Raw genomic sequence first — 17,425 nt, 5'->3', positions numbered from 1 at the left:
CGTGGCACGCCAGCCCGCCGACACCAAGCCCGTGCTCAACCGACTGCGCCGCGCGCAGGGTCAGCTCGGCGCGGTGATCGCAGCGGTCGAGAACGGCGGCTCCTGCCGCGACGTGGTGATCCAGCTCGCGGCCGTCTCCAGCGCGCTCGACAAGGCCGGGTTCCAGATCATCGCCACCGCGATGCAGAAATGCCTCGACGATCCGGACGACACGACCGACCCGATGACGGTCGAGGAGCTCGAGAAGCTCTTCATGACGCTGGCGTAGCCCGCGCCGGCCCGCCCGCCTGCTGCCTCCGGGCGACCGCGGCGATCGAGATCGCCGACGTGGCGACGCTGACCAGCGCGCCGAGCAGGATCGCGCCGCCCTCGCCCGGCGCGAGGGTGTTCGTCTCCAGGCCGAGGGTGACCGCTGCCACCGGCACGCCGAGCTGCCCGGCCGAGGCGACCGCCTGCGCCCACGGGAGGCCGGCCGCGCGCGAGGCCAGGTGCGCCAGCACCGCGCCGGCGCCGAGAGCGAGGCCGAGCAGGATCATCGCCGGGTGCGCGACGAGTTCGCGCAGGTCGAGCGACGCCCCGAGCCACACGAAGAACAGCGGACCGAAGAAGCCCTCGGTCATCCCGAACAGCTGGCGGGCGAGCCGGTGCGGCTCCCCCACGGCCGACAGCAGCAGCCCGAGCGCGAAGCCGGCGATCATGATCGACAGGTGCGCGAACTGCGCGATGGCGGCGAACGAGAACAGCACCAGGAGGCTGAACCGCAGCTCCAGGGCGAAGCGTCGCCGCTCGGAGTACGCGTGGACGAACTGGCGCCGCCCCGAGCGGACGAACCGGACCAGGACGAAACCGAGGCCGACGGTGATGGCGGCGATCACCAGCAGGCCGATCCCCGCCGAGAGCGCCCGCGCGGGCTCGATCACGAGCGGGAGCACCACGACGCACACCACGTCCGCCACCGCGATCTGCGCGACGAGCTGCGCCGCCGACCGCTTGCCGATGCCGACCGACTGCAGCATGGGCAGCACGAGCGCGGCGGACGACGAGGCCAGCAGCACGCCGTAGAGCAGTCCGTGACCGGAGTGGGACACCAGGGCGAGCAGAGCGGCCAGCACCGCGGAGGCCGCCCCGACCGCGGCCGCGCCCAGGGCGCCGCGCGCGAAGGCGGCGCGCACATCCGGATCCCGCAGCGGCACCTGCGACCCGACCACGACCATCGTCAGCCCGAAACCGATCTGGGCGAGGAGGGTGAAGTCGTCGTTCGTGGGGTCGACGAGCCGGAATCCGGATGTGCCGATGATGAGACCGCCCACGAGCTCGCCCACCACCACCGGCACACGCCAGCGCGCCCGGGCCGACGCGATCGGACCGAGCAGGCCGACCGCAACCACCAGCGCGAGCAGGGCGAAGCTCATGAGGGAACCGTAGCGGGAGCGGAGGGGTCCCGCGTGACGACACCCGTCATGCGCGTCCGGCCCAGTGCATAGCCGATCCTTAGCCGACTTTCAGCTCACGTAAGAATGCACAAAGATTCGCCCGGCATCGTTGGACTCATGGCAGAGACCTGGGCCGCCACGACGGCCCCCACCACGGACCCCGCGAGGAGGCCGCGTCGCGGCACCGCGGTGCGGCACCGGCGCAGTGCGCGCACCGTGCGCGTCGTGCTCGTGGCGAGCGTCGTCGTGGTGCTCGGGATGTGGTGGTTCAGCGTCCCGGCGAACTTCGCCTCCACCCCGGCGAACGCGATCACCTCGATCGGTGAGCTGAGCGGCATGGTCGGCGCCCTTCTGGTCTGCTACCAGGTGCTGCTGATCGCGCGGATCCCCTGGTTCGAGAACGCGGTCGGACTCGACAAGCTCGTGTCCTGGCACCGCTCGCTCGGCGCCTCCGTCATCTTCCTCATCGTCGTGCACGTCGTCTTCATCGTGCTGGGCACCGAGGTGGTCGACAAGGCCACGCCGTGGGACGAGTTCTGGAACGTCTACTACTCCTACCCCGACATGCTCCCCGCGCTCGTCGGCACCCTCGCGTTCCTGGCGGTCGGGCTCAGCAGCGCGCGCCTGATCCGGACGAAGCTGTCGTACGAGGTCTGGTACTGGCTGCACGTCACGACCTATGCCGCGATCTTCCTCACCTTCCTGCACCAGCTCAGCGGCGGCGCCCACTTCGTGTCGAACCCACTCAACCGGGTGCTCTGGATCGCGCTCTACCTCGGCACTGCGTCCGCCGTGCTGACCTGGCGGTTCATCCTCCCGACGATGGACGCCTGGCAGCGACGGATGCGCGTCGCCGCCGTCGTCCCCGAGGGACACGGCCTCAACAGCGTCTGGCTCACCGGCCCGCACATCGACCGGCTGGGCGTGCGGGCAGGCAACTTCCTGCTGTTCCGTTTCGTCGCGTGGGGGCACCTGGGCACGGCGCACCCGTACTCGGTGTCCGCCGTGCCGTCGGACGGTCGCCTGCGGATCACCGTCGGCACGCTGGGCGACCACTCCAGCCGGCTCGCGGCGCTCAAGCCGGGCACCCTGGTCTTCGCGGAGGGCCCGTTCGGCCACTTCACCGCCGACCGCGCGAGCCGCGGCAAGATCCTCCTCATCGCGGGCGGAGCCGGGATCGGGCCGATCCGTGCCCTCGCGGAGGACCTGGTCGCCCGCGGCGCCCGGCCCGTCGTCCTCTACCGGGTGAGCAGGCCGGAGCAGCTCGCGCTGCTGGACGAGCTCACCTCGATGCCCGGCGTCACCGTCTACCCGCTGGTGGGCCGGCGCACCGAGCTCGGCTACGATCCGCTCGGCCCCGGATACCTCGCCCGGATCGTCCCCGACGCCCACAACTGGGAGGCGTTCATCTGCGGCCCCGAGGGCATGGCGGAGCACGTGGAGGCCACACTGAAGGAGTTGCGCATGCCCAAGCGCTTCATCCACCGGGAAGAGCTGAGCATGTCATGAACGAACGGAGCCCTCATGAATAGCAAGTCGTGGCGTGGCACGATCCTCTTCACCGTGATCCTCGTGACGATGGGCGCGACCGTCGGCCTCAAGCTGTACGGGGTGGGCGAGCAGGCCTCCAGCGCTCAGACCTCTGTGCACGTGTCGACCTCGGCATCGGGCACGACGACCTCCACGTCGCCGAGCACGACCGCGACGCCCGATGCGACCCCGACGCCCTCCGCGACCGCCACCGCTCCCGCGGCCTCCGCCGCGTCGGCCACCAAGACCGTCACCGGCTCGGCCGTCGACACGCGCTACGGGCCGGTGCAGGTGAAGGTGACGTTCTCCGGCACGACGATCACCGCGGTCGACACCGTGCAGTACCCGAGCGAGAGCGGCCGCGACGTCGAGATCAACTCGCAGGCGCTGCCGATCCTGCAGCAGGAGACGCTGTCGAAGCAGTCGGCGCAGATCGACACCGTCTCCGGGGCGACCTATACGTCGGAGGGCTACATCCAGTCGCTGCAGTCGGCGATCGACCAGCGATGAGGTTCTTGGAGACCGTCATGGGCATCCCCATGTCGATCGACGTGCGCGACCCGCGCGACTCGACCGAGGCCGCCGAGCGCGCGTTCGCGGTGCTGCGGGCGGCCGACGCACGATTCAGCGCCTACCGGCCCGACAGCGAGCTCAGCCGCGTGAACGCGCGTGGCGGCGACCTCGCCGGGGTCAGCGACGAGTTCCGGGAGGTCGTGGCACTCGGCTCGGCGATGGCCGGGGCCTCGAGCGGGGCATTCCGCATCCACCGGCCCGAGGGCGGCTGGGACCTCGACGGTGTCGTGAAGGGCTGGGCCGCCGACCGGGCCGCGCGCGTGCTCGCCGAGGAGGGCCTGCGCGACTATTGCCTCAACGCCGGTGGAGACGTGGCCGTCGCCGGCAGTCCGGGCGACGGCAGGCCGTGGCACGTCGCGGTCCGCTCCCCCGACAGCGCCACCGACATGCTGGCCGTGCTGGAGGTGAGGGACGGTGGCGTCGCGACGTCGGGCGCCTACGAGCGCGGCGCCCACATCGTCGACGGGCGCACAGGAGCCCCCGCGACGCTGCTGCGCAGCGCGACGGTCGTCGCCGACGACCTGACGACCGCCGACCTGCTGGCGACCGCCGTGTTCGCGATCGGTCCGCACGGCGTGCGCTGGGCACTCGGCCACGGCGCCCGCGCGGTGCTGGCGGTCGCGGCCGACGGGACGCTGCTCGGCCTCGGCGACCTGGCCTTCGCCCGGGCGGAGACCGAGGGGTGAGCACGGAGGGTTCCGAGCAGGCCTCCTATGCTGTGGGCATGAGCGCTGCCTCCCGCACCGAAGGCCCGCGCGTGCTGGTCGCCGAGGACGACAGCCGCCTCGCGGGCATGCTCGAGACGCTGCTGCGCTCCGACGGGTACGACGTGGAGGTCGCCCGCGACGGGCAGCGCGCGCTGCACCTCGGGCTCACCCAGGCGTTCGACGCCGTCGTGCTCGACCGCGGCCTCCCCGCCGTCGACGGGCTCGGCGTTCTGGCCGGGCTGCGCAACAGCGGCGTGACGACGCCCGTCCTGATCCTCTCCGCGCTCGGCACCGCACCCGACCGCGTCGACGGACTGAACGCGGGAGCCGAGGATTACCTGGCCAAGCCGTTCGACATCGACGAGCTGCTGGCACGGGTCCGCGGCCTGGTCCGGCGCGCGTGGTCGAACGTGCCGACGGTGCGGTTCCCCGGCGGGAGGCTCGACGTCGGCAGCCGCACCGTGACGCTCGCCGACGGCGCGCGCACCGTGCTCTCCGACCGGGAGGCCGGCCTCCTCGAGCTGCTGGCCCGCCGGCCGGACCAGGTCTTCTCGCGCGGCGTGCTGCTCGACGAGGTGTTCGCCGACGCCGACGACCCCGGCGTGGTCGACACGTACGTGCACCACCTCCGCAAGAAGTTCGGGCGCGCGCTGATCGAGACCGTGCGCGGCGTCGGCTACCGCCTGGGCGGCCTGGAATGAGGGCGGACCAGCGCGAGCTGCGTGCGGCCTCCACCCGGCTGGCCGTGCAGTTCGCGCTCCTCATCGTCGCCCTCTTCGCCGTGCTGGGCGGGGTCGCCTACTTCGTCGTCACCACCGGCCAGAACGAGGCGGCCCACCGAGCGCTCTCCGACGCCTCGATGGTCGACTCGGTGCACGACGCGCCCCGCAACCTCCTGATCACGGTCGTGATGCCGGATGGCAGCAGGGACAGCTCGCCGCAGCTCCCGAAAGGCCTGCCGGACGAGGCCGCGCTGCAGGACGTCATCCGGAACGGCGGCTCGCGGCTGGACACCGTGGAGGCGGGCGGCCGGAGCTACCTGACCCAGACCGACGTGCGGCGCGGCAAGGTCGTGCAGGTCTCGTACGGGCTCGGCGAGCTGGAGGAGGAGCAGGACCGCCTGATAGTCGCGCTCGTCGTCTCCGGGCTGATCGCGGCGGTCGCTGCAGCGGGCATCGGCCTCCTCCTCGCCCGCCGTTCGATGCGCCCGATGTCGGAGGCGCTGGCGCTGCAACGGCGGTTCGTCGCCGACGCGGGCCACGAGCTGCGCACGCCGCTCACCCTGCTGAGCACACGGGCGCAACTGTTGCGGCGGCGCCTGGCCGGCGGCGACGTCTCCGCATCGGCCGACGACCTCCGCGACGGGCTCGACGAGATCGTCGACGACAGCCGGGCGCTGACCGAGATCGTCGAGGACCTGCTCACCGCGGCAGACCCGCGCCAGAGCGCGGAAGCGGAGGGCGTCGACCTCGGGGCGCTCGCCGCGGTGGTGGCGCGCTCGGCCGAGGGGCGCGCCCACGAGCGCGGCATCGCGATCACGACGCGCGCGGCGGAGGACGCCGTGGTCACCGGGGCTCCGGTCTCCCTGCGGCGACTCATCGTCGCGCTGGTCGACAACGCGCTCGATCACGCGGCGTCCCGGGTCGGCGTCGACGTGTCGGCCTCCCGAGACGAGGTGACGCTGACGGTGTCGGACGACGGCCCCGGGTTCGTCGACGAGGAGCACGCGTTCGACCGGTTCGCCTCCACGCGGGCGACGACCGGAGATGTGGGCCACGAACGGCACTACGGGCTCGGCCTGGCCCTGGTCGCCGAGGTGGTGGACCGGCACGGCGGCGCGGTGGCGGCGGCGGCCGCGCCGGGCGGCGGCGCGGAGGTCGTCGTGCGGTTGCCGCGGGCACGCAGTGAACGCGGCAGTACCTCCGGTGCCGCAGAATGAAGGAGTGGTGAGCCGCAGAACGGGAGGGCCGGTGTGACCCCGAGCATCCTGAGCCTGCGGCTGCTGGTGCAGACGGTCGAGCGCGGCAGCGTCTCGCAGGCGGCGCATGCCGTCGGTCTCAGCCAGCAGGCGGCCTCCGCCCGGCTCGCCGCTCTCGAGCGCGAACTCGGCACCGCTCTGATGGTGCGCAGCTCGCACGGGACCCGGCCCACCGAGGCGGGCGCACTGGTCGCCGAGTGGGCGGCCGAGGTGCTCGACGCCGCAGACCGGTTCGACGCGAGCGTGCTGTCGTTGCGCGAGTCGTCGCACGGCAGCCTCCGCATCGCGGCCAGCATGACCATCGCGGAGAACCTGGCGCCGCGCTGGCTCACCGCCATGCACGCCGAGTCGCCCGAACTGCTGATCGAGCTGACCGCCGCGAACAGCGAGGCCGTCGCGGCCGCGGTGCGCAGCGGAGCGGCCGCGGTCGGATTCATCGAGACACCCGAGCTGCCGGCCGGTCTGGAGCACGCCACCTTCGGCTCGGACGAGCTCGTGGTCGTGGTCGGGCGCGACCACCCGTGGGCGGGCCGCGCACGCGGCGTCTCGATCGAAGAGCTGGCGCGGACGCCCGTCGTCGCGCGGGAGAGCGGCTCAGGCACCCGCCTCGCCTACGAGCGCGCCGCCTCCTCGGCCGGGCACCCTCCCGTGCGGCCCGCGCTGGAGCTGTCGTCGACGAGCGCCATCCGCGCCACGGCCGCGGCGGGCGACCACCCCGCCGTGCTGAGCATCCTCGCCGTGCGCGAGCAGCTCGCGGCCGAGACGCTCGTGAAGGTACCGGTGCGGCAGCTGCGGATCATCCGGCCACTGACCGCGGTGTGGCGGCGCAGCAACGCGGGACTGCCCGGTGCGGTGCGGCGGTTGCTGGAGGTCGTCGGCGCGGGGGTGTGAGGGTGCGCGGTGACCGCGGGCTTGCGCGTGCTCGCCTTCAGAGCTGCCCGGTCACCGCGAGCACGGCCAGGCTGGTGACCGCGACCAGCGTCGAGAGCACCCCGCCCAGCAGGAGCGGCCTCCATCCGGCCCGTCGGATCGCTGCGATATCGGTGGACAGGCCGATCCCGGCGAGCGCGACCGACACCAGGAACACGCTGACCGTCACGAGTGCGTCGTGGACCCCGCCGGGCACCGGGATCACGGAGTTCGCCGCAGCGACGACCAGGAAGCCGACCAGGAACCACGGCACCAGGCCCACCAGTCGCCGCGCCGTGAGCGGCGCGCCCGCGTTGCGCCTGCGGTGCTCGACGACCGCGAGGGTCACGCTGATCGGGATGATCATGAGCGTGCGCACCAGCTTGACCACCACGGCGAACCCCAGCGCGGAGGTCGCGAAGAGGCTCGCTGCCGCCACCACCGAACTCGTGTCGTTCACCGCTGTCCCGGCGAACAGGCCGAATGCGTGCGGTGTCATCCCGAGCGCGTGCCCGATCAGCGGGAAGACGAGCACGGCGACCGCGTTGAAGAGGAAGATCGTCGACACCGCGTAGGCGATCTCGGCGCTCGCGGCCCCGATGATCGGGGAGACCGCGGCGATCGCGGACGCCCCGCAGATCCCGGTGCCCACACCGATGAGCGTGCGTTCGCGGCTCGGGATCCGCAACGCCTTCCCGACCAGCCACGCCGCCAGGAGGCAGACGGCGAGCGTCGTCAGCATCACCGGCAGCGACTCCACCCCGACGACGAGGATGCTCGACAGGGAGAGCTGGACGCCCAGCAGCACGACGGCCAGCTGCAGCACGAACTTGCCCGAGTAGGCGACGCCAGGAGCGGTGCGGGCGCCCGGCCGCCGGACGGCGCCGACGACGATGCCGATGACGAGGGCGGGGAGGGCGCTTCCGAGCGCCGGGACGAACCGCGAGACCGCGGTGGCGACCAGGGCGATCACGACGGTGACGGCGACGCCGGGCGCGACCTCCACTGCGCGGGCGCCGAGGCGGGTCGGGAGGGTGCGGGCCGGGGCGAACTGCATGCTTCGAGCCTGGTGGACGTCGGGCCGGTGCCGCTACGGGCGCTCGGTTGTGAGGTCACAACGAACTGTTGTGACCACGGAGCTCACGTCCCTGCCGGGCGGCGCTTCCTCCCGCCGACCCCCGGCACCGCGGTCACCTGCCGCATCCACTCGGCCACCTGCCGCTCGTCGAGGTCGTCCACGGTCCGCACCTCGACTCCCCGCGTGGCCTTGCCCATCCCGACCGGCGTCACCGGCGGCACGGGGTCGAGCGTCACGCCGTTGATGAACATGAGCTTGACGTGATCGTCGAAGGCACCGCACGAGAAACACCAGCCGTCGCCGACGCCGTAGTACGACATCCCCCACTTGACCGAACGACGGAGGCCGGGGAGGGTGCGCGCCGCGAGCGCGTCGACGGCCTCGGCGATGCCGCGCTGCGGTTGCGGGAGGCTCGCGATGTAGGCGAAGACGGGCGCGTCGCCCTCGGCGGCCTTCGCGGGGCTGGCGCGGCCGGTCATGGAGTGCGGGAGCGCGGCCTGACGGGCTGCGGGAGCCGTGGGAGCTGCGGAAGCCGTGGAAGAAGGGTCCTGTGCGTCATCGGCACCGCCGGAGTGGCCGGTCATGACGGCGAGTCTAGTTCTCCGCGGGGTGCCAGAGGGGCTGGTCCTTTCAGACAGCCCTCACGCTTCGAGCGCCCCGGCCAACCGCTCCACCTGCTGCGACCACCCCGGCTCCAGCCCCGCCAGCATCGGGGCCGCCGACACCTCCGTCGTGGTCGCGCGGACGGTTACGGTCATGGTGGTCTCGCCGTCGACGGCGCCGTCGACAGCACCCTCGACGGCGCCCGCGTCAGCGTGCCCGTCGCCGTCCTCCAGCCGCACGTCGACCTCCACCGGGAACAGGACACGACCTTCGGCGTCGAGCGGCGACAGCTCGAAGGCCAGCCGACTCTGCGCCTCGACCTCCCGCACCGTTCCCGCCGACGTGTACTCGGCGCCGTCGCCCTCGCGGAGGATCAGCTCGACGCGCGCTCCCCGCGTCGGCTCGATCGCGCAGCCGACCACCGTGAAGTGCCGTGGCGCCCACCAGCGGGCGGCGACCAGCGGGTCGGTCCAGGCGTGCCAGACGTCGGATCGGGAGGCCGGGAGGCGGCGCACGAGCGTGAAATCGACGGACGCGCCGTCGCCGTCGGTCGCCTCCTGCTCCGCCGACGCCACCGCCGCGGCGTAGGCGTCGAGGGCCCGGTCGTCTTCGGTCGACTCGGCCAGCCGGTCGATCCAGCCCGCGAGTTGCCGTAGCGCCGCGCGGTCCAGGCTCGCGAGCCGGCGGCGGCCCAGGCGCTGCACGCGGATGACCCCTGCCGCCTCCAGCGCCTGCACGTGCTTCGTCGTCTGCGGCTGGAGGGCGCCGAGTGCGGAGGTCAGCTCTCCCACAGTGCGGGGGCCGTCCGCGAGCAGCACGACGATGCGGAACCGCGTCGGCTCGCCGATCGCCGCCAAGACCTGCTGCGCGTCCACTTCGCCTCCCGTACGCAGGATAAGGGGTGTTGACACATTCGTCTAGACGAATATATTGTGACCTCGAACGTACCACCACCTCGACAGGAGATCGCCATGAAGACCATCGAACGCACGGTGTCCGCTCAGCCGGAGACCGTCTGGAACCTGTGGACCACGCCCGAGGGGATCGTGCAGTGGTGGGCACCGGACGGCTTCCGTACGGACGTCGACAGCCTCGACCTGCGCCCGGGTGGGGAACTCGTCTACACGATGACCGCGGAGGCACCGGAGCAGGTGGCGTTCCTCGAGCAGAACGGACTGCCGCTCAGCACCCCGTCGCGCAAGATCTTCACCGAGCTGTCGCCGGCGAACCGGATCGCCTACCGCTCGGTCATCGACTTCGTCCCCGACCACGAGCCCTACGAGCAGCTCACCGTCGTCGACCTCCAGCCGACCGCCGAAGGCACCCGAGTCGTCATGCAGGTGGAGGAACTGCACGACGACGTCTGGACCGAGCGCCTCCTCGCCGGGCGCGCGAACGAACTGGAGAACCTGGCGCGGCTGGTGGGCTGAGCGTTCCTGCGCTTGACTCGGAGAATGTTCACGCCTGCCGAACGCGAAGGGATCCGGGCGGCGCTCGTCGCGGAGGCGAGCCGCGACCCGGCCGTCGCGGGCGCCGCCCTGGTGGGCTCCGCCGCGCACGATGCCGAAGACGAGTGGTCGGACATCGATCTCGCGCTGCAACTCGCCGCCGGCGCGGACGAGGCGGCGGTCGTCCGCGACTGGACTGCCGTCCTCGGCGGGATCAGCCCGGTCGCGGACACGTTCGATCTGTTCTCCGGCGGTGTCCGGTATCGCGTGACCCTCCTCGAGTCCTCCCTGCAGGTCGATCTGTCGTTCTGGCCGTTCGATCGATTCCGGTCGACAGGGGAGCCCTTCCGGCTGCTCTTCGGAACACCGCAGGAACCGGCCGAGCCGCGCAGACCCGACCTCGGCCGGACGGTCGGGACAGGCTGGCTGCTCGCCCTCCACGCACGGTCGGCGATCGCTCGCGGCCGGCTCTGGCAGGCGACGATGATGCTCGATCAGCTGCGCGACGAGATCGTGACGATGATGTGCGTCCGCAGCGGGCTGCCCTCCTGGCACGGCCGCGGGGTCGACGGCCTCTCCAGCGAGGACCGAGCGGGCCTCGAGCGCAGCAGAGCGGTGCGCGTGAGCCGAGCGGAGCTCGATGCGAGCCGGTGCGGGCTCGTGCGGCTGCTCTCCGACGAGATCGGGCGCCAGGATGCGGCCAGGGCCGCTCGTCTCGCGCCGGCCCTCGAAGAGCTGTCGACGCCGCTGGCCGACATGCCGGCGCCGGCCGACACGCCGGCGCCGGCGCGCCGACGAACCCGCTGAGGCTCCGCCCCTACCGTGACGTCCGGGCTCCGCCGCGGTCGGAACGGCGGACGCGTCCGTACGGGTCGACGGTGAGCACGATCGTGTACCGCTTGCGATTCACCACGCGGTAGATGACGACGATGAGCCAGAGGCCGGCGGTGAGCAGAGTCAGGATGGTGTTCCAGAACCAGCCGATCCGCTTGTTCTTGGTGAGGGTCGCCGTCACGCCGACCACGGACTCCGCCGCCCAGCCGTCGGAGACGTACCTGGCGACCTCGGCGCCGAGGATCGCCTGCTGCTGGTCGGTGCTGATCGGGTCGGACACGGCGGCTCCTTCTGGTCGTCCCGCCAGCCTACCCGTCGCGCATTTGCGGCAAATGTGGCGTTCGGACCCGCCGAACGCCACATTCGGCGCAAATCTCCCGGGGGCTCACGCCTCCGCGAGCTCGGTCGGCTCCACGACGGCGTCGACGAGGGCGCCGTTGCGCCACACGGTGAGTTCGAGGCGGCGGCCGATGGTGCTCGCGATCATCAGGCGCTGGAGGTCGGCGACGACGTGGATGGGCGTCCGGTCGAGCGAGATGAGCACGTCGCCGGGACGGATGCCGGCGAGGTCGGCAGGGCTGTCCGCCACCACCGACATCACCTGGATACCGGTGCGGGCCCCTGCCTTGCGGGCGACGGCCTCCTGGAGCGCGATCTCGGCGCCCGCGATACCCAGCCAGCCCCGGCGCACACGGCCCTCCCGCATCAGCGTGTCCAAGATCTGCCGGCTGGTCGCGTTGACAGGAACAGCCAGCCCGAGGCCGGTTCCGGCGACAGCGGTGTTCACACCGACCATGCGGGCAGAGCTGTCCGCCAGCGCGCCCCCGCTGTTGCCCGGATTCAGGGCCGCGTCGGTCTGGATGACTTCGTCGACAACGCGGCCGGCCCGCGTCGGCAGCGAGCGGCCGAGTGCCGAGACGATGCCGGCGGTCACGCTTCCCGCGAGGCCCAGCGGGTTGCCGACGGCGACGACCAGCTGGCCGACCTGGAGCGCGGAGGCGTCCCCCAGCTCGACCGGCGCCGGGGTCGGCGCGTCGGCCTGCAGGACGGCGAGGTCGGAGAGTGGATCCCTCCCGACGACATGCGCGCGCACCCGGGTGCCGTCGCCGAACGCAAGATCGACCTGGGTCGCGCCCTCCACCACGTGCGCGCTGGTCAGGAGGTGGCCGTCAACCGACACGACCGTGGCGCTGCCGAGGCCGACGCCGCGGGAGGTCCGCGCGGTCACGGCGGCGACGGCCGGTCCGACGGTGGCGGCGACCCGCACCACCACGGCCGAGTAGGCGTCCAGGGCTCCCGCATCCGTCATGAGACGAGTGTGCGCCTCCCGCGCCCCGGCGCTGCCGCGCGTTCGCCCACGGCGCACGCGCCGGACATTCGTGACGAATGCCCGCATTCGTGACACGAATCGCGGGATTCGTCACGAATGTCCCGACCGGCGCTGCGAGACACGAGATTCGTGACGAATGTGGGGATTCGTGGCACGAATCACGGCATTCGTCACGAATGTTGCGACGCAGCTTCGTCGCCGGGGCGACGACACGTGGCGCGGACCGCGAGATTCGTCACGAATGTCGGGGTTCGTGGCACGAATCACGGCATTCGTCACGAATGTGGCGACGCAACTTCGTCGGCTGGGCGACGACGGTGGTGCGAGTCGCGGACGTCGCGGATGCGGCGACCCGAGGCTGCAGACTCGGGATTCGTGACGAATGTCGGGATTCGTGCCACGAATCACGGCATTCGTCACGAATGCGACAGCGCAGCTTCGTCGCCAGGATAACGACGCGTGGCGCGAGTCGCGAACTCGTCACGAACAGGGCGGCCCGAAGGAGCAGACTTGAGATTCGTCACGAATGTCGGGATTCGTGCCACGAATCGCGGGATTCGTCACGAATGTGGCGACGCAGATTCGTCGCCGGGGCGAAGACGCGTGGTGCGAGTCGCGAGATTCGTCACGAATGCGGGGATTCGTGCCACGAATCGCGAGATTCGTGACGAATGCGGGGATTCGTGCCACGAATCGCGAGATTCGTGACGAATGCGTCGACCCGACACAGCGGACCGCGGGATTCGTCACGAATGTCGGGATTCGTGGCACGAATCGCGAGATTCGTCACGAATGTTGCGACGCAGCTTCGTCGCCAGCGCAACGATGCGTGGTGCGGGCCGCGGGATTCGTGACGAATGTCAGGATTCGTGGCACGAATCGCGAGATTCGTGACGAATCTTCGGGAGGAGGTTGCCGCGAGGCGGCGCAGCGCGGCAGCCCGCCAGCGCGGCAAGCGCGGTGGCTCAGCGCGCGGCGAGGTGGGCGCGGAGTGCGGCGGCGACCTCGGTGGGCTTGCCGCCGTCGGCGGCGTTCTGGGTTGCCGAGTGGCCGACGCCGTCGATCGTGACGGTCGCGGCGCCGGGGAGCAGCTGGTGGAGGCGCTCGACGGCGTGCTTCAGGTAGGCGGGCGACTTCGCCGCGCCGACGAGGATGACCGGCCCTCGCAGCGCCCGGTAGTCCTCGATGCGGTCCGCGTGGGCGGCGACGATGCGCATGTCGTACGGCACCGCGCGCGCGAGCTCGGCCATCGTGGCGCCACCGACCGGGAGGGTTCCCGCATCCTTGGCGATCATCTTCCGCGTGCTGGACTCGAGCATCCGCCGCGGGAAGAAGCGCAGGAAGCCCGGCCCCATCTGCGTCCCCAGCAGCGCGGTGACCATGTAGGCGGGGACGTCGCCGCGGGCGGCCTCCGGCTCGAAGCGGCGCAGGAAGGCGTCGAGGTCGAGCGACCTGTCGGCGACCAGGGCCGGTTCGAAGAGCACGACCGCGAGCTCGGGGTGACGGAGGCCGACCTCGGCGGCGAGGATGCCGCCCGAGCTGATGCCGAGCACGGCCGTCGCGCCGGTGGCCGCCACGACCGCCTCGATGTCGGCGAGCTCGGCGGCGGGGTCGTAGTCGGTCAGGGCCGGGTAGGCGCCGCTGCGACCGCGTCCGCGGCGGTTGATCAGGTGCACGGTGAACGTGTCGGAGAGGGCGTCCGCCAGTTCGCTCTGGCTGGCCGCCGACTGCATCGTGCCGTGCACCACGACGAGGCCGGGGCCGGTTCCTGTGCTGAAGTACTCGATCGGCGTGCCATCCTCGGAGGACACGAGGTGACCGGTGAGGCGAGAGGTGGGTCGGGTGGTGCTGTCGGTGCGGGACATCGGAAGTGCCTTTCGTCGGGATCGCGGGGATCGTCGGTTCGTCGATTTGTCTTAGTGACTAAGATAATGAGTGAGTGAGAGGTTTGCAAGAGTGGAAGCACAGAATCGTGACGCCCTGATCGCGCGGCTGACCGACCTGGGTGCGCAGTCCGCGAGCCTGACTGCGCTCTTCCAGCAGCGCGCCGCGGCCGGCTACGGACTCGGTGTGAGCGACATGAAGGCCCTCGACCTCCTGATGCGCAACGGCGCCCAGACGGCCGGCCAGCTCGGTGCCGCCCTCGGTCTGACCTCCGGCGCGGTCACCGGCATCGCCGACCGGCTGATCCAGCGCGGGTTCGCCCGCCGGGAGACCGATGCGGCCGACCGCCGGCGGGTGCTGCTATCGGCCGACTTCGCGGTGCTGTCATCCGGCCCGAATGTCTACCAGTGGATCGGGGAGGCGTTCCAGACTCTGCACGACTCGCTGACCACCGAGCAGCTGGAGTTCCTCGTCCGCTACCAGGAGGAGTCGATCGCGCTCACCCAGCAGGCGGTCGAGCGGCTGGCGGAGAGTGAGTAGCGAAAGCGAGGAGGGGCGCACACCTGCCCGGCCGACGCGGAGTGCCCGCGTGTCAGCCACCTCCCTCCCTTCGTCGGGCGAGCCTCCCCTCGACGGCCCGACCGCCACGACGACCTGCGACCTGCGACGCCGGCGGCATGGCCGAGCTCCATCGCCCGTACCGGACCGCGTTCGGCGAGGCCGGCCGCCTCGTCGAGGCAATGGCGGACGGCGACACGGCGCACGCCGACGCCGTCGCGGCGCAGCTCTCGTGATCTCGCTCTCGCTGCACGCCCACTACGAAGCGGAGGACCAACGGCTCTGGCCGTGAGAATCGGGTTCGGCCGCGAGGACTACAGCCGCAGCCCACCCTCCAGGAACGCGAAGGCCTCGTCGATCAGGTCGGCCAGCTCGGCGTCCGGGTCGTCCGCGAGCTGGGCGAGCACCGCGAACATGCTGCCGACGATCGCACCGGCGATGGTGCGCACGGCGAAGTCGACGCGCGAGCGGCCCTCCCTGTCGGCGATCGCCTCCGACACCAGCAGCATCGCCTGCGACAGCTGGTCGAGCATCGCGCCGCGCAGCGCGGGCACCCCGAGGACGAGCGCGAGCCGTTCCCGTTGCTCCTCGAGCTGCGCCGGGGTCAGGCCGACGAACGCCTCCCGGAGCGCCACGCGAAGCGCCGCAACGGGTTCGACCCCTCGTGGTTGCGCCAGGAAGGCCGAGATGATCCGCGGGTCGAAGTCGTCGAACAGCACGACCGACTCCTTGGTCGGGAAGTAGCGGAAGAAGGTGCTCGCCGACACGTCGGCGGCGTCGATGATCTGATCGATGGTGGTCTGGTCGTAGCCCTGGTCGGTGAACAGCCGGAGGGCGTGCGATTGGATGGCGGCGCGGGTTCGTGCCTTCTTGCGCTCGCGGAGCCCCGGTCTGTCAGACGTGCCGTCCGGCATGCGCGCTCCTTCTGTTCGGTCTGGTCGGTCTGGTCGAAGCGACGGGGGTCGGGTCGGCGAGGGTCGGCTCGGTGGCGGCCGCGTCGGCGGCGGCCGAGACGGAGATGACTGCTCCGGCCGTCGTGGCAGGGGCCGCCTGTCCCGTGGCGGCCACTCCGCGCGGCAGGATCACCACCGCCATGATGGCCCCTGCGACGGCGATGCCGGCGGAGACCAGCAGCGAAACGCTCATTCCGGTCGTGAAGGCCGCGCGCACGGACGCCGCCAGCGCCGGCGAGTGCAGCCGATCGGCTACGGCGATCCCCGCGTAGACGCTGGACTTCGCCGCCGAGGCCACGGCCCCGGGAACCGCCGGCGCCGCGAGGGCCGAGCCCAGCTGGGCCGTGTAGACCGCCGCGACGACGCTGCCGAGGATGGCCGTGCCCAGCGGGGCGCTCGTCTTCTGCAGCGCCTGCACGACCCCCGACCCGACGCCGCTGTGCTCGGCGGTGAGCCGCGACAGGGCTGCAGACATCGCCGCGGTGAGCGCGAGCCCTGCGCCGGCGCAGACCGTGGCCATCCAGCCCGCGATGAGCAGTTCGCTGGTGGAGGCCGTCGTGCGCGAGCCGAGCACGGAGCCGACCGCGATGACGACGAAGCCGATGGTCACCGTCGCCCGGAAGCCGATGGCGGCGGCGATCCGGCCGGCCGGCAGGGCGCCGATCAGCATGCCGAGCACGAACGGCAGCAGGCGCAGCCCCGAGACGAACACGTCGACGCCCTGGACGGCCTGGAAGAACTGCGGCATCACGAACAGCAGCCCGACCATCCCCATTCCGGCCACTCCGGCGAGCGCCGCTCCCCCGGTGAACGAGCGGGAGCGGAACAGCCGGGTGTCCACCAGCGGCGAGCGGCCGCGCCGGGTGAGCGCGACCTCCCACGCGACGAACCCGGCCAGGATGGCGACGCCGAGCCCGAGGGCGGTCAGCGCGCCGGCGTCCGTCCACCCGTGCTGCCCTGCCTCGATGATGCCGTACGTGAAGACGACCAGGCCACCGACGGACGTGAGCACGCCGATCGCGTCGAAGCCCGGGCGTTCTGCGGCCTTCGACTCCGGCACGAGGAGGGTCACGGCGAGGAGCCCGATCGCGACCACCGGGAGGTTGAGCAGGAACACCCATCCCCACCAGAGGTTGGCGAGCATCCAGCCGCCCAGGATCGGGCCGAGCGGAAGCGACAGGAAGTTGGCGGCCGAGAACACGCCGACGGCTTTGGGGCGGCTGGCCTCGTCGAAGAAGACCGTCAGCGCCGAGAGCGCCATGACCGCGACTCCCGCCCCCGCGACGCCCATCAGCAGGCGGGCGATCAGGAACACGGTCGGAGTGGTCGCGAACGCGCAGAGCGCCGAACCGGCGCCGAACGCGGCGAGGGAGACGAGCAGCACCGCCTTGCGGCCGAACCGGTCGCCGAGGAGGCCGAGCGGGAGCACGGCGGCGGCCAGCATCAGCAGGTAGCCGGACGAGAACCACTCCAGTTCCGTCTCGCTCGCGTGCAGTGCGTTCGCGAGCGTGGGGAGGGCGATCGACAGCACCGTGCCGTCGATGCCCACCGCGAGGACGCTCAGGCTCACCGCCGCGAGCGCCCACCATCTGCGCTGTCCATTCATG

The 17,425-nt window shown here is 71.8% G+C and carries 19 protein-coding genes; 10 read left to right on the top strand and 9 right to left on the bottom strand.

Annotated elements, in window-relative coordinates:
* Nucleotide 1 precedes the first annotated feature (1 nt).
* Entirely contained in the window at nt 2-268 is a 267-nt protein-coding gene (locus KNO15_RS19900) for a metal-sensitive transcriptional regulator (protein ID WP_241705557.1), read from the top strand.
* Here KNO15_RS19900 and KNO15_RS19895 read toward each other — a convergent pair.
* On the bottom strand, nt 252-1,412 hold the full coding sequence (locus tag KNO15_RS19895; RefSeq protein WP_241705556.1) for a cation:proton antiporter: 1,161 nt from the start codon (nt 1,410-1,412) through the stop codon (nt 252-254). The two genes, KNO15_RS19900 and KNO15_RS19895, sit on opposite strands and share 17 nt — an antisense overlap.
* 138 nt (nt 1,413-1,550) lie before the next feature.
* On the opposite strand from KNO15_RS19895, the gene KNO15_RS19890 reads away from it, so the two are divergent.
* From KNO15_RS19890 to KNO15_RS19865, 6 genes are read left to right on the top strand one after another with little or no spacing between them, the layout of a single operon-like run.
* Nucleotides 1,551-2,942: a ferredoxin reductase family protein gene (locus KNO15_RS19890; RefSeq protein WP_241705555.1), complete on the top strand. Its 1,392-nt coding sequence runs from the start codon at nt 1,551-1,553 to the stop codon at nt 2,940-2,942.
* A gap of 15 nt (nt 2,943-2,957) precedes the next feature.
* Nucleotides 2,958-3,473, top strand: coding sequence for an FMN-binding protein (locus tag KNO15_RS19885; RefSeq protein WP_241705554.1), 516 nt, complete (start codon nt 2,958-2,960; stop codon nt 3,471-3,473).
* Between the two features lie 17 nt (nt 3,474-3,490).
* Nucleotides 3,491-4,222, top strand: a complete 732-nt coding sequence (locus tag KNO15_RS19880; RefSeq protein ID WP_241705553.1) for an FAD:protein FMN transferase — start codon at nt 3,491-3,493, stop codon at nt 4,220-4,222.
* A gap of 38 nt (nt 4,223-4,260) precedes the next feature.
* Nucleotides 4,261-4,944 (top strand): response regulator transcription factor, encoded by a 684-nt coding sequence (locus KNO15_RS19875; RefSeq protein WP_241705552.1) that lies wholly within the window; start codon nt 4,261-4,263, stop codon nt 4,942-4,944.
* Complete coding sequence (locus KNO15_RS19870; protein WP_241705551.1) at nt 4,941-6,182, top strand: sensor histidine kinase; 1,242 nt, start codon at nt 4,941-4,943, stop codon at nt 6,180-6,182. Before KNO15_RS19875 ends, KNO15_RS19870 begins: the two co-directional genes overlap by 4 nt.
* Nucleotides 6,183-6,215: 33 nt before the next feature.
* Nucleotides 6,216-7,112, top strand: coding sequence for a LysR family transcriptional regulator (locus KNO15_RS19865; protein ID WP_241705550.1), 897 nt, complete (start codon nt 6,216-6,218; stop codon nt 7,110-7,112).
* Nucleotides 7,113-7,149: 37 nt separating this feature from the next.
* On the opposite strand, the gene KNO15_RS19860 is transcribed toward KNO15_RS19865, so the two are convergent.
* The 3 genes from KNO15_RS19860 to KNO15_RS19850 all read right to left on the bottom strand — a co-directional run bounded on the left by KNO15_RS19860 (nt 7,150) and on the right by KNO15_RS19850 (nt 9,722).
* Nucleotides 7,150-8,187, bottom strand: a complete 1,038-nt coding sequence (locus KNO15_RS19860; protein WP_241705549.1) for a YeiH family protein — start codon at nt 8,185-8,187, stop codon at nt 7,150-7,152.
* An 83-nt stretch (nt 8,188-8,270) separates the two neighbouring features.
* Entirely contained in the window at nt 8,271-8,792 is a 522-nt protein-coding gene (locus KNO15_RS19855) for a DUF1801 domain-containing protein (protein WP_241705548.1), read from the bottom strand.
* Nucleotides 8,793-8,849: 57 nt separating this feature from the next.
* The gene (locus tag KNO15_RS19850; protein ID WP_241705547.1) at nt 8,850-9,722 is read right to left on the bottom strand and encodes a metalloregulator ArsR/SmtB family transcription factor; all 873 of its coding nucleotides are present in this window, start codon (nt 9,720-9,722) and stop codon (nt 8,850-8,852) included.
* Nucleotides 9,723-9,782: 60 nt separating this feature from the next.
* Here KNO15_RS19850 and KNO15_RS19845 point away from each other — a divergent pair, with 60 nt between their 5' ends.
* Together KNO15_RS19845 and KNO15_RS19840 are read left to right on the top strand one after the other, a co-directional pair.
* On the top strand, nt 9,783-10,241 hold the full coding sequence (locus KNO15_RS19845) for an SRPBCC family protein (RefSeq protein WP_241705546.1): 459 nt from the start codon (nt 9,783-9,785) through the stop codon (nt 10,239-10,241).
* Between the two features lie 24 nt (nt 10,242-10,265).
* A complete protein-coding gene (locus tag KNO15_RS19840; RefSeq protein ID WP_241705545.1) occupies nt 10,266-11,066 on the top strand; it encodes a nucleotidyltransferase domain-containing protein in 801 nt (266 codons plus the stop codon).
* Between the two features lie 10 nt (nt 11,067-11,076).
* Here the strand turns inward: KNO15_RS19840 and KNO15_RS19835 are convergent, their stop codons facing one another.
* The 3 genes from KNO15_RS19835 to KNO15_RS19825 all read right to left on the bottom strand — a co-directional run bounded on the left by KNO15_RS19835 (nt 11,077) and on the right by KNO15_RS19825 (nt 14,288).
* Nucleotides 11,077-11,373, bottom strand: coding sequence for a hypothetical protein (locus tag KNO15_RS19835; protein WP_241705544.1), 297 nt, complete (start codon nt 11,371-11,373; stop codon nt 11,077-11,079).
* Nucleotides 11,374-11,478: 105 nt separating this feature from the next.
* Nucleotides 11,479-12,402 (bottom strand): S1C family serine protease, encoded by a 924-nt coding sequence (locus KNO15_RS19830; protein WP_241705543.1) that lies wholly within the window; start codon nt 12,400-12,402, stop codon nt 11,479-11,481.
* A gap of 986 nt (nt 12,403-13,388) precedes the next feature.
* Nucleotides 13,389-14,288, bottom strand: a complete 900-nt coding sequence (locus KNO15_RS19825; protein ID WP_241705542.1) for an alpha/beta fold hydrolase — start codon at nt 14,286-14,288, stop codon at nt 13,389-13,391.
* A 91-nt stretch (nt 14,289-14,379) separates the two neighbouring features.
* Between KNO15_RS19825 and KNO15_RS19820 the strand changes: the two genes are divergently transcribed.
* Nucleotides 14,380-14,847 carry a MarR family winged helix-turn-helix transcriptional regulator gene (locus KNO15_RS19820; RefSeq protein ID WP_241705541.1) on the top strand — a complete coding sequence of 156 codons (468 nt, stop codon included), beginning with the start codon at nt 14,380-14,382 and terminating at the stop codon, nt 14,845-14,847.
* A gap of 332 nt (nt 14,848-15,179) precedes the next feature.
* Here the strand turns inward: KNO15_RS19820 and KNO15_RS19815 are convergent, their stop codons facing one another.
* The gene (locus tag KNO15_RS19815; protein WP_241705540.1) at nt 15,180-15,779 is read right to left on the bottom strand and encodes an acyl-CoA-like ligand-binding transcription factor; all 600 of its coding nucleotides are present in this window, start codon (nt 15,777-15,779) and stop codon (nt 15,180-15,182) included.
* Nucleotides 15,760-17,424 carry an MFS transporter gene (locus KNO15_RS19810; protein WP_241705539.1) on the bottom strand — a complete coding sequence of 555 codons (1,665 nt, stop codon included), beginning with the start codon at nt 17,422-17,424 and terminating at the stop codon, nt 15,760-15,762. Before KNO15_RS19810 ends, KNO15_RS19815 begins: the two co-directional genes overlap by 20 nt.
* Between the last annotated feature and the right edge of the window lies 1 nt (nt 17,425).

The sequence above is a fragment of the Leifsonia shinshuensis genome, assembly GCF_022606355.1.
Lineage (GTDB): Bacteria > Actinomycetota > Actinomycetes > Actinomycetales > Microbacteriaceae > Leifsonia > Leifsonia shinshuensis_B.
This window is presented reverse-complemented; position numbering and strand designations above follow the sequence as displayed.